Annotated in this window: 13 protein-coding genes; 6 read left to right on the forward strand and 7 right to left on the reverse strand. The window is 60.7% G+C overall.

Annotated features, from left to right (window positions below):
- The 3 genes from NDI87_RS13340 to ccsA form a co-directional block, all read right to left on the reverse strand.
- The coding region (locus NDI87_RS13340; protein WP_296275814.1) for a histidine kinase dimerization/phospho-acceptor domain-containing protein at positions 1-1,479 on the reverse strand (1,479 nt) is incomplete at its 3' end.
- Positions 1,480-1,707: a PP0621 family protein gene (locus tag NDI87_RS13345; protein WP_296275817.1), complete on the reverse strand. Its 228-nt coding sequence runs from the start codon at positions 1,705-1,707 to the stop codon at positions 1,480-1,482. It lies immediately after the preceding gene.
- Complete coding sequence (gene ccsA, locus NDI87_RS13350; protein ID WP_296275819.1) at positions 1,704-2,507, reverse strand: cytochrome c biogenesis protein CcsA; 804 nt, start codon at positions 2,505-2,507, stop codon at positions 1,704-1,706. Before ccsA ends, NDI87_RS13345 begins: the two co-directional genes overlap by 4 nt.
- 78 nt (positions 2,508-2,585) lie before the next feature.
- Here ccsA and ffh point away from each other — a divergent pair, with 78 nt between their 5' ends.
- Complete coding sequence (gene ffh / locus NDI87_RS13355) at positions 2,586-3,950, forward strand: signal recognition particle protein (protein ID WP_296275821.1); 1,365 nt, start codon at positions 2,586-2,588, stop codon at positions 3,948-3,950.
- A 23-nt stretch (positions 3,951-3,973) separates the two neighbouring features.
- Here the strand turns inward: ffh and NDI87_RS13360 are convergent, their stop codons facing one another.
- Genes NDI87_RS13360 through NDI87_RS13370 form a run of 3 tightly spaced genes read right to left on the reverse strand, consistent with a single transcriptional unit; the run spans position 3,974 to position 6,426 of the window.
- Entirely contained in the window at positions 3,974-4,672 is a 699-nt protein-coding gene (locus NDI87_RS13360) for a hypothetical protein (protein WP_296275822.1), read from the reverse strand.
- Positions 4,669-5,631, reverse strand: a complete 963-nt coding sequence (locus tag NDI87_RS13365) for a mammalian cell entry protein (RefSeq protein ID WP_296275824.1) — start codon at positions 5,629-5,631, stop codon at positions 4,669-4,671. The genes NDI87_RS13360 and NDI87_RS13365 overlap by 4 nt, the downstream gene beginning before the upstream one ends.
- An 18-nt stretch (positions 5,632-5,649) precedes the next feature.
- The gene (locus NDI87_RS13370; RefSeq protein WP_296275826.1) at positions 5,650-6,426 is read right to left on the reverse strand and encodes an ABC transporter permease; all 777 of its coding nucleotides are present in this window, start codon (positions 6,424-6,426) and stop codon (positions 5,650-5,652) included.
- Positions 6,427-6,517: 91 nt separating this feature from the next.
- Here NDI87_RS13370 and recG point away from each other — a divergent pair, with 91 nt between their 5' ends.
- Complete coding sequence (gene recG, locus NDI87_RS13375) at positions 6,518-8,593, forward strand: ATP-dependent DNA helicase RecG (protein WP_296275827.1); 2,076 nt, start codon at positions 6,518-6,520, stop codon at positions 8,591-8,593.
- Between the two features lie 37 nt (positions 8,594-8,630).
- On the opposite strand, the gene NDI87_RS13380 is transcribed toward recG, so the two are convergent.
- The gene (locus NDI87_RS13380) at positions 8,631-9,026 is read right to left on the reverse strand and encodes a CBS domain-containing protein (RefSeq protein WP_296275829.1); all 396 of its coding nucleotides are present in this window, start codon (positions 9,024-9,026) and stop codon (positions 8,631-8,633) included.
- Positions 9,027-9,152: 126 nt separating this feature from the next.
- Between NDI87_RS13380 and NDI87_RS13385 the strand changes: the two genes are divergently transcribed.
- From NDI87_RS13385 to NDI87_RS13400, 4 genes are all read left to right on the forward strand, one after another.
- Positions 9,153-9,455 (forward strand): DUF2007 domain-containing protein, encoded by a 303-nt coding sequence (locus NDI87_RS13385; protein WP_296275831.1) that lies wholly within the window; start codon positions 9,153-9,155, stop codon positions 9,453-9,455.
- A gap of 24 nt (positions 9,456-9,479) precedes the next feature.
- Positions 9,480-10,430, forward strand: a complete 951-nt coding sequence (locus NDI87_RS13390; RefSeq protein ID WP_296275833.1) for a LysR substrate-binding domain-containing protein — start codon at positions 9,480-9,482, stop codon at positions 10,428-10,430.
- Between the two features lie 25 nt (positions 10,431-10,455).
- Complete coding sequence (locus NDI87_RS13395; protein WP_296275836.1) at positions 10,456-11,397, forward strand: Dyp-type peroxidase; 942 nt, start codon at positions 10,456-10,458, stop codon at positions 11,395-11,397.
- On the forward strand, positions 11,384-11,614 hold a 231-nt coding region (locus tag NDI87_RS13400), incomplete at its 3' end, for a UbiA family prenyltransferase (RefSeq protein WP_296275838.1). The genes NDI87_RS13395 and NDI87_RS13400, both read left to right, overlap by 14 nt.

Below are 11,614 nucleotides of genomic sequence, written 5' to 3' on the forward strand. Positions count from 1 at the left end.
CCAGACCCGCAGGCAGATGCTCGCACTCGCACCAGTTCCCCAGCTTTGGTCCAGATGGATCTGGATGGCATCGGGGCGCGTGCTGATGTAGCGTTGCGCGTTGTCCAGCAGGTTGATCAGAATGCGGCGCAGGTGTTCAGGGTCAAACCAGACCCAGGCCTGGGTGTTGGGCAGGCGTAGCGCGATATCCGGTTTGTTTCCCCCGTGTGATTGCCAGTCCCGGCAAATTCGCGGCAAGGTGAGTGTCAGGTCAAGCGGTTGGGTCTGGACCAGGCGGTCTGTGTTGGGTGACTGGACGACGTGCAGGATGTCGTGCACCGTTTTCTCAAGTCGCTGGGCATTTTGTTGTACCAGACGACTCAATTGTTGCTGTCCGGGGTCTGACAGGTCTTCTGCCAGCAAGGCATTGGCTTGCACAATGGCGGCCAGGGGATTGCGTATTTCATGGGCGACTGCGGCAGACATGCGTCCCATGCTGGCAAATTTTTCCACGCGCAAGCGCGCCTGCAATTCCCTTTGATCCTGTAGAAATACCACACACATGCCTTGCGCGTCCGGATTCAATTGTTTGGTCAGTTGGGTGTGTGCCATGACCAGGCGTGTTCCGTGGCCTTCGTGCTGAATGCTGATTTCCAGATGTTGCGTCGTTTGTGTTTTAAAGGTTTCGTCAATGAGATGGCGCAGTCCCTGCCAACCCGGTACATTGGCCAGGATCAAGGGTCGATTCTGAGTGCTTGGGGGGATGCGCAATTGTTTTTGGGCGGCAGGGTTGGCGGAGCGAATCAGGTGCTGGGCATCGACTACCAACACGCCATCACCCAGGGTTTCAATGATCAGCTCGTTGACCTGTCGCTGCACCGCTGCCGCCAATTGACTGCGTTGCGCTTTTAACTCAATGCTGGCCAGTCGGCTCACCATTTGACGGGCGATAAAGGAGATGGCAAAACAACCCGCACCTGTCAGGGCGGCCTGGGAAAAAAGAGCACTGGCGTTCCACGGCGCTTGCAAAGACAGCCAGCCAGCGTAGGCAAAAAGCAGCAGCGTGACACTGGCTGCGCTGGCAAGGGCCATCAGCTGTGAGCCCAGGACTGAGGCCATCAAGACCGGCAGGGCAAAGAGCGGGGTGTAATTGATGCTGCTGTCTTGCATGGCTTGAAGCGCTGTAAACGCCAGCAAATCCACGCCCAGCGTGCGCAGCCAGGTGCCATTGAAACGCAGGCCTGATTGTTGGGGCGCAGACATGACCCGCTCCGCCAGTGTTGCCATCAGGTAAGTCGCGCAGATCACCAGAGGGATCAGACTGGGTGCTGCGGCCAGAGCCAACAGGCTGGCCTGCAACAGCACCAGTACCCCTCCCAAGGTGGCACGAGCCGTCATGAAGCTGCGCCACAAACGATCAAACTCGTCGGGGTGGTCGTTGAAGTCGGTCTCGGGTGACTTTTTTCCTGACCAGAGGGATGCCAGCGCGGGCAACTTCATTCAGGGTTCCGCTTGGTGCAGGTGCTCCAGTCCGCAATAGCTCCCGTGCTGACCCTGAACCGCCTCTGCACGGGGAATGTGCACATGACAATGGCTGCATGCCACGGTATCCAGTGGCGGGGGCGTCTGGGCGGGCGAAGAAGGTGGGCGCTGGCTGATGGAAGATGCGCGACTGCGCCAGAGCCAGACAGCGGCCAGCACCACCAGCAGTACCAGCAAACCTTTCACAGCGTTTGCCTCAGCACGATTTCCATCACAAAACGGGAGCCAACATAAGCCAGCAACAGCAGGCCCGAGCCAGCGTAAAGAAAGCGAACAGCACGCTTGCCGCGCCAGCCAAAGCGGGCCCGACCCACCACCAGTATGGCAAAAGTCAGCCAGGACAACACCGAGAAAATGGTTTTGTGATCCAGCTTGATGGCGTGACCGCCACCATACAACTGGCTGCCGAAGAAAAAGCCGGCCAGCAAGGTGGCGCTCAGCAGGATAAATCCGAGGCTGACAAAGCGAAAGGTCAACCGTTCCATGGTCAGCAGGGGGAGTCCGGTGGCCGCATTGGCTGCTACGCGAATGCGTGCTTCAGCGCGTGTCATGAACCAGGCGTGGAGCACGGCCACGGCAAACAGGCCGTACGAGGCAATGCCCAGCGCCCAATGCAGCGGTAGCCAGTTCGAGGCGCTGGCATGCAGGGTATTGCCCGGAAACAGCAAGGCCAGCAATACGGTTGCCGATCCTGCGCAGGATAGCAGCCATGGGGTTTTCAGCTGGGGGAAAACGTAACCTTCAACGGCATAGACCAGTCCGACCAGCCAGGTGGTGACGGAAAGTGCTGGCGCAAAGCCAAAACGCGGCTCACTGCTCAACAGTCCCCAGGCCAGCAATACACCATGCAAACACCACGCCACCCAGACCGCGATACGGGGCAGGGTCTGGCCGACGCGCGCGGCACCCGTCGCCGACGCTGCGTAGGCTGCCGACGCGCCCAGGGCCAAGGCTAAAGTGACTGGAGTTGCACTGGCTAAAATCATGCATACAGTTTAGCGTTTTGTATCCTGTCTTTACACCCTTGGCATTAACTCAGGTTCCGTTTGCCGGAAAAATATTCTATGGCCTCCGCTCTCACCGACAAACTTTCCCGCCTGGTTAAAGAAATACGCGGCCAGGCCCGCATCACCGAAACCAACGTGGCAGACATGTTGCGCGAAGTCCGCATGGCGCTGCTGGAGGCCGACGTTGCCTTGCCGGTGGTGCGCGACTTCATTGCCCGGGTCAAGGAAAAAGCGCTGGGCCAGGATGTGCTGGGCTCGCTTACGCCCGGTCAGGCCCTGGTCAGTATCGTCAACAAGGAGCTGGCCGCCACCATGGGTGATGGCGTCAGCGACATCAATCTGGCGGCGCAGCCGCCGGCGGTGATTTTGATGGCGGGTTTGCAGGGGGCAGGCAAAACCACCACCACGGCCAAGCTGGCCAAGCACTTGATTGAAAAGCGCGGCAAAAAAGTGTTGACGGTCTCCGGCGACGTCTATCGCCCCGCCGCCATCGAACAGCTAAAAACCGTGACGGCTCAGGCCGGTGCCGAGTGGTTCCCCAGCACGCCCGAGCAGAAACCGGTGGACATTGCGCTGGCGGCGCTGGACTATGCGCGCAAACATTATTTTGATGTCCTGCTGGTGGATACCGCGGGTCGTCTGGCGATAGATGACGTGCTGATGCGGGAGATCAAGGATTTGCATGCTGCCATCAAGCCGGTGGAAACCCTGTTTGTGGTGGACGCCATGCAGGGCCAGGACGCGATCAACACCGCCAAAGCCTTCAAGGACGCACTGCCCCTGACCGGCATCATCCTGACCAAGCTCGACGGCGACTCGCGCGGCGGTGCCGCCTTGTCGGTGCGACAGGTCACCGGCGCACCGATCAAGTTCGCGGGTACCAGCGAGAAGCTCGACGGTCTCGAAGTGTTCGATGCCGAACGCCACGCCGGCCGCATTCTGGGCATGGGCGACATTCTGGCGCTGGTGGAGCAGGTCACGGCGGGGGTCGACATGGCCTCGGCGCAAAAACTGGCGGCCAAGGTCAAAAGCGGGGCTGCTTTTGACCTGAATGACTTCTTGAGCCAGATCCAGCAAATGAAGCAAATGGGCGGCTTGAGCAGCCTGATGGACAAGCTGCCTGCCGCCATGGCCGCCAAAGCCGGTCAGATGGACATGGGCCGGGTCGAGAAAGATGTCAAGCGCAAGGAAGGCATCATTCAAAGCATGACGCCGCTGGAGCGGCGCAAGCCCGAACTCATCAAGGCCACCCGCAAGCGCCGCATCGCCGCCGGGGCGGGTGTGCAGGTGCAGGAGGTCAACCGCATGCTCAAGGAGTTCGAGCAAATGCAGGACATGATGAAAAAGATGAAGGGCGGCGGCATGATGAAAATGATGAAGCGCATGGGCGGCATGAAGGGCATGCCAAAAATGCCGTTTTGACCAGCGCGCGCCGTTTTTTCAGCTCAATGTTTTTGTAACACGATATCGATGCGCCGCTGGACGCCCGCGGCGCCATCCTGTTTGCCGGCTGTCTGCATGTGCTTGAGCTGCACGCCCAGCCAGGCCAGCAAAGGCCTGCGCCAGCCCTGGCTGGAAGCGGTTTCGACCGCGAGATCAATGTCAGTGATGGCCAGCGGCTCTCTCTGTATCAGCGCACCAGCGGCCACCAGGCGCGCCAGCGGGTCTTGAATTTGATGCAATTTGCTGTGGCCGGGCGTGGTGGCCATGGCGACGGCGCCATCATTTTTCGCAGCCTGAGTCTGTGTTTGTTGCACCAAAGCCTGGTACTGCCGCGGCAGCTGTGCGGCATCGAGGCCACGCCATTTGCCGCTGATAAAGCTGGCGTAGGCTTGTTCCGCAAGCGGCGCATCCCCGGCCAGGGTTTGGTAGCCGGCGCAGGGCGTCAGATCCAGGCTGGCCACTTGCGTGGCGCAGCGCAGCAACTCGACACGCGCCATCAGGTCGGGACGGCCGGTGCGGGCGATCTCGGCCTGGGCGCGTGCAAATTCAAGGTCCGCCACGCGGGAATTGCCGTTCAGATAAGCAGACGTGTAACTGCCAAGCGCCGCAAACGCCTGGCTTTGCCATTCGGGTGGCGCTGGCGTGCTGGCGCAAGCGCTGAGCAGCAGGGCCATGGCGGTCAGGGGCAATGATTTTTTCATGGCAACTTGATTTCGTTATCCCGGGCAAAAGGCCACTTGCGGTTGATCTCGTCGGCGAGTTGACTCACGCGGCGCAGACTGTTCTCGACTTCGGCGCGCAATGCCCCAAGGTCGGTGCTGGCGATGCGTGCGTTGGTGCCTACCGCCTGGGCCTCGGCCAGCACGGCGTCGACGTTTTTCAGGGTGTTGCGGGTCTCGCTGAGGACGCTGTGGAGTTGGTCCAGTGCCGCTTTGCTGCTGACCAGGGTGGCTTGGGTGTTGTCCACCAGGCCCCCGCTGCCAAACACGCGTTGCTCGGCTTTGACCAGCAAGCTGTTGGTGCGTTCCAGCGTTTGAATGACGTTTTTCGCATTGTCATCGCTGCCCATGACGCCTGACAGTACGCCATAGCGGCCGTTCATGCGTTCGGTGGTGGTTTTCAATTGGCCCAGACTGGTGTTGAGGGGCGATTCGGTGCCGGTCATGGTTTCCAGGTTTTCCAGCAGCGCCCGCGCCGAAGCGATCAGGCGTGGCACCTCGGCCGAGGTGTCGCCGCGCAGCAGCGTGCGTTCGGAGCCGGGTGGCAAAGGCGGGTCGCTCATGATGCCGCTGTAGGCGCGGATGCGGGTGTCGCCCACCATGCCGCGCTCCAGGGTAAAGATGCTGGAGCTGCGCAGCCAGTGGGCGTCTTTGTGCGGCACGTCGATCACCATGCGGGCCATGCCATCGGCGGCGAGTTCAATGCGGCGCACGCGACCAATGGGAAAGCCTGAAAACGTCAGGTCCATGCCGACGATCACGCCTTCGGAGTCGTCCGAGATCAGCACCAGTTGTTGTGTGCTCTCAAACACGCCACGGGCTACCATGACGTACAGCGCAAAGCCTGCCACCAGGCTGGCAATCAGCAATAGCAGCGCATTGGCCCGGCGCTCGATGTGGGGCAAAGCCGATGTCGGCTCGGCGGGGGTGGGTGGAGTCATTGGCGTTGTTCGGATGAATTAGATGTATTTCACAGTCAGTGAAGCTGCTTCAAGCAGAAATAAAACCAGAAACAGACGCACTGCGCCCGGCTGGATCGTATCTGTCACGCGGTGCGGAGCCGTTTCCAGGCTGGCGGCCATCGGCACCACGGCGACCGCCAGACTGAAAAACAGTGTTTTAAGGATAAAGCCCAGGCTCACTGCCAGGTCGAAGACCTGTCCCACGGTGCGGGTAAAACCGGGTAACCCCCAGGGTGACAAGCCATAAACCAGGAGGTAAGTCAGCACCAGCACCACCACGCTGCTGAGCGTCGCCAAAGCCAACACCGAGAAGGCATCGGCCAGCATGCGCGGTGTCAAGTGGGTGCGTAAGTGAACGAGGTCCAGCTTCCTGTGCGTGATTGGCGGCCCGGCGGCCAAGTCGACCGCGCCGGCGTTGAACGCCAAGCCCGCGCGCAAGGCCACAAACAAGGCAGCTGCCAGGGGAATGAGCTCCAGCACCAACACCCGTACCACCATCTGCAAGGCATACTGCGACAGGCCATAACTCAGGGCGGTAACCACGACGATGCGAATCAACACCAGACTCAGCAGGGCCGAAAACACCGTGAACCAGGGCATCGCCTGCCAGGTGCAGGTGTAAATGTGACGGGCGGTGCGGTGGCGAAACTCTGGCGTGTAGCTGCTCGGACTGAGCGCCAGCACCAGCACGATGGACCCCACATGCAACATATGCCACCAACTGCGCATGCTGCGCAGCAGCGCATGAATCCAGGTGAAAGAGCGGTCAGACAAGACAGTATGGGCTGGCATGGCCTGATGATAATGAAATCAATTCCCTGATGTCTTGACGGATTCGGGTTTTGATTGCGTGCAAAATTGGCGCATGCCGCAGTCGCCTGTCCCACCAACAGCACAACCATTGACGGGTCCGCAAAAAGCCTTGCGCAAGCTCGGCTTGCTGCGTCCGATCGATCTGGCCTTGCATTTGCCGCTGCGTTATGAGGACGAGACGCGGCTGGTCAAATTGCGTGACGTGCGCGAGGGCGATGTGGCGCAGGTGGAGGGCCGGGTGACCCATGCCGAGGTCAAGATCAGTGGCCACCGGCAATTGCTGGTCACGCTGGATGACGACTCGGGCACCTGCCTGTTGCGATTTTTCACCTTTTATCCATCACAGCAAAAGGCGCTGGCGGTGGGCAACCGGATTCGGGTGCGAGGTGAGATTCGCGGTGGCTTTGCCGGGCTGACCATGATGCACCCGGTGGTCAAACCCGCCGGCGGTGAACTGGCCACGGCCTTGACCCCGGTGTATCCGACAGTGGCCGGTTTGCCCCAAACGTATTTGCGCCGGGCGGTGCGGGCCGGTCTGGCACGCGCTGAGTTGCCTGATACCGTGCCTTCACAGTACCTGCTGGAGATTGGCTTGGATCCATCGTGGCGTCTTCGTCAAGCACTCTCCTTTTTGCACAACCCAACGCCCGATGTGTCGCTGGACACGCTGCAGGATCACAGTCACCCGGCCTGGCAACGACTCAAGGCTGAGGAGTTGCTGGCGCAACAACTGTCGCAATTGCAGTCGCGGCGTGCCCGTGACCGGTTGCGCGCGCCCACTTTGGCCGGGACCGGTTCCAACAGTTTGTTTGCGCGTTTGCTGGTCTCGCTGCCGTTTCAGCTCACTGCCGCGCAGCAGCGCGTGGTCGGCGAAATCACCCAGGACATTGCCCGGCCCATTCCCATGCACCGGCTGTTGCAGGGGGATGTCGGTGCTGGCAAAACCGTGGTGGCCGCGTTGGCCGCAGCGCAATGCATCGATGCCGGCTGGCAGTGCGCACTGATGGCCCCCACCGAGATTCTGGCGACCCAGCATTTTGCCAAGCTGGTGGGCTGGTTGCAGCCCTTGGGCGTGACCGTGGCCTGGCTCACAGGAAGCCAGAAAGCCAAGGAAAGGCGCGACATGCTGGCACTGATTGCCAGCGGCCAGGCTGCTTTGGTGGTGGGGACCCATGCGCTGATTCAGGACAAGGTGCAGTTCCAGAAGCTGGCGCTGGCCGTGATCGACGAGCAGCACCGTTTTGGCGTGGCCCAGCGCCTGGCCTTGCGCAGCAAGCTGGGCAGCCAGCTGCAGGAGCCCCACCTGCTGATGATGACGGCAACGCCCATCCCGCGTACGCTGGCCATGAGTTACTACGCCGATCTGGATGTCTCCACCATCGACGAGTTGCCGCCCGGGCGCACCCCCATCGTCACCAAGGTGGTCAATGACGCGCGTCGCGATGAGGTGATTGCCCGCATCAGCGACCAACTGGTGCAGGGGCGGCAAATCTACTGGGTCTGCCCCTTGATTGAGGAAAGCGAGGCGCTGGACCTGAGGAACGCCACTGAAACCCACGCGCAATTGAGCGCTGCTCTGCCTGGCGTGATGGTGGGCCTGCTGCATTCGCGCTTGCCTGTTGCCGAGAAAAAAGCAGTGATGAGCCTGTTTGTAAGTGGGCAGATGGGGGTGCTGGTCAGCACCACGGTGATCGAGGTGGGGGTGGACGTGCCCAATGCCTCGCTGATGGTGATCGAGCACGCCGAGCGTTTTGGCCTGAGCCAGTTGCATCAGTTGCGCGGCCGCGTGGGGCGCGGCGCAGCAGCGTCGGCCTGTGTGCTGCTCTATGCCACCGGGGACGCACCGCGCCTGGGTGAGGCTGCGCGTGAGCGGCTCAAGGCCATGGTCCAAAGCAACGACGGCTTTGAGATCGCCCGGCGTGACCTGGAAATTCGCGGTCCTGGTGAATTCATGGGTGCGCGCCAGTCAGGGGATGCCATGTTGCGGTTTGCCGATGTCGTTGCCGACGCCCAATTGCTGGACTGGGCCCGGCGCCTGGCGCCACTGATGCTGGACCAGCATCCGGCACAGGCCGAGCAGCATGTGCAGCGCTGGCTCGGCAGCAGGACGGATTATTTAAAGGCGTGACGGGTGGTTAACTGAACGTGGCCATGGTGTCGATGGCTCAGCGATAGTGTTCACGCCGGCGTTGATCTGCGACAAACTCTTCCAGGTCAGGGTCCATCGCATTGCGCGACGAAATAATACCGATGGCGTGACCCTCTTCAACCACGGGGACATGCCGAAAACCGTTTTCCTGCATGAGCACCAGGGCGTGTCCGTAGGATTGGGTCGGCCCGAGTGTTTTGGGGTCGGCGGTCATCACTTCTCTCAAGAGGGTCGCTTTCGGTTCGAGTCCCGGAGCGATGACGCGAAACACCACATCCCGTTCGGTAAAAATGCCGACCAATTGATTGTCTTCAACGACCAGCACGGCTCCCGCATCCTTGGCCGCCATCAGGCGCGCTGCCTGGCTGACGGTTTTGTCTGGCGTTGCAGTGATAAATTTTTTGCGTTCCATAACGCTTCGAATGGGTAAATCAAACATGGTGAACCTTTTTCGCACATGCTAGCGGTACTTTGAATGATTTCATTGATGCAAATCAACTGCAACCTCGATCTCAAAGCCGCGTATGCTTGAGAGATCATGCCAAAACTGACCCAGGCCCCCAATGTTGCGATCGCCACCCTGTGGGCGGATGCACTTAAGGTGGAGGGCATTGCCGCCAGCGTGCAGCGCCAATACCTGAGCGGCGTAGCCGGGGAATTGCCCCCTGATCAGTGCCTGCCGGAAGTGTGGATTCAGGATGCTGCACAGGAGACCCGGGCGCGTGAGTTGCTGCACCACTTGCAGCATGTACCGCAGCGGCGCTGGCAATGTGCGTGCGGTGAACTGGTCGAAGGCGGCTTTGAACAATGCTGGGCTTGTGGCGCCTGGATGCCCGGCTGACGCAGTCTGAGAGAAAATAGCAGCATGACCCTGACCGAACTCAAATATATTGTGGCTGTCGCGCGTGAGCGGCACTTTGGCAAGGCAGCCGAAGCTTGTTATGTGTCGCAGCCCACCTTGTCCGTCGCGGTAAAAAAACTCGAGGAAGAGCTGGACGTGAAGCTGTTTGAGCGCAGCGCCAATGAGGTCTCCGTGACGCCTCTGGGTCAGGAAATCGTGCGCCAGGCGCAAAGTGTGTTGGAGCAGGCCGCGGCCATCAAGGAAATTGCCAAGCGCGGCAAGGACCCGCTGGGCGGCTCGCTGGCGCTAGGCATCATCTACACCATTGGCCCGTATTTGTTGCCGGACCTGGTCCGCCAGATGATTGCCAAAACCCCGCAAATGCCCTTGATGCTGCAAGAAAACTTTACCGTGAAGCTGCTGGAAATGCTGCGTACCGGTGAGATTGATTGCGCCATTCTGGCCGAGCCTTTTCCGGACGCCGGGCTCGCGGTTGCGCCGCTTTACGATGAGCCTTTCATGGCGGCCGTGCCTGCCAATCACCCGCTGGCAGCCAAAACCGAGGTGACCAGTGACGAGTTAAAGAACGAGACCATGCTGTTGCTCGGCAGTGGTCATTGTTTTCGGGACCATGTGCTTGAGGTCTGCCCTGAGTTTGCCCGCTTTTCAAGCCACACCGAGGGCATTCGCAAGAGCTTTGAAGGCTCATCGCTGGAGACCATCAAGCACATGGTGGCCGCCGGCATGGGGGTCACGCTGGTGCCGCGCCTGAGTGTGCCCAAGGAAGCCCTGATGGACAAAGCCAGGCGGCGCCATGAGGATGCCTATGTGAAATACCTGCCGTTTGCGGGCGATCCGCCCACGCGCCGTGTGGTGTTGGTCTGGCGACGCAGCTTTACCCGCTACGAGGCCATTGCCGCCCTGCGCAATGCCGTTTATGCCTGTGCATTGCCGGGCGTGCGGCGCTTGTCCTGAAGAATTTAGTACTGGAGTGATCGCAATGAGTCTTGTCCAAAAGGCGGTGCTGGCCGATGTGCCCGCGCTGGGACGCTACGTTTTTTTTGCCTTGTCCCCTGCGGACACAACGCAAGTTCGCGCGTCCCTGGCGCGCCTGACCGCGCTGGCTGAACTGGACGGTGGCCAGCAGGTGCTGGTCGCTGTGGGGCCTGAGCTGGCGCAGCTGTTGGGTGCGCAGGTACCTGGGTTGCATGCGTTTGAAGTTTTGAAGAGTGCCGGTGTGTCCGTGCCAAGTACCCCGTCGGCTTTGTTATGCTGGTTGCGTGGTCACGACCTGGGTGATCTGGTGCATCTGACGCGCCGTTTGCAACAGGCTTTGGCCCCGGCACTGCGCATGACCCAGGTGGTGGATGCGTTTCGCCATGGCCATGGGCCCAACGGCCATGGGCGCGACCTGACCGGTTACGAGGACGGCACCGAAAACCCGCAAGGAGATGCCGCGCTGGATGCCGCCGTGCTTTTGGGCGCTGGCCCAGGCCTGGCGGGCAGCAGTTTCATGGCAGTGCAGCAGTGGTTGCATGACTTTGAAGCTTTTGAAGCCATGACTGAACAAGCCCGGGATCACATGATGGGACGCAGGCGCTCGGACAATGAAGAGCTGGGAGACGCGCCCGACTCCGCCCACGTCAAGCGGGCAGCGCAAGAAAGCTTTGCGCCCGAGGCCTTTGTGCTGCGCCGCTCCATGCCATGGGCGGCAGGTGCGCAGGCCGGGCTGATGTTTGTTGCGTTCGGCAAGTCGTTTGATGCATTCGAGGCGATCTTGCGGCGCATGGTTGGGTTGGAAGATGGTTTTGTGGATGCGCTGTTTGGCATCTCCCGGCCGATCAGCAGCGCGTATTTCTGGTGCCCGCCCATGCACAGTGGGCGTCTGGACTTGCGCCAGCTGGGCCTGTCATTGAAGGACTCAAGTGATGCCTTGGCGTAAAAAAATCGATTTGTACCTGGCCTTGATCCGCTGGGACCGGCCCGCCGGCTGGCTGCTGCTGCTGTGGCCCACATTGGGTGCGCTCTGGGTGGCTGCAGGCGGTTTTCCGGGCTGGCATTTGCTGGCCGTGTTTGTGCTGGGCACGATTTTGATGCGCAGTGCGGGCTGCTGCATCAACGACGTGGCCGACCGCGAGTTTGACAAACATGTCAAGCGC

It is taken from the genome of Rhodoferax sp. (assembly GCF_023701345.1).
Taxonomy (GTDB): Bacteria; Pseudomonadota; Gammaproteobacteria; order Burkholderiales; family Burkholderiaceae_C; genus Rhodoferax.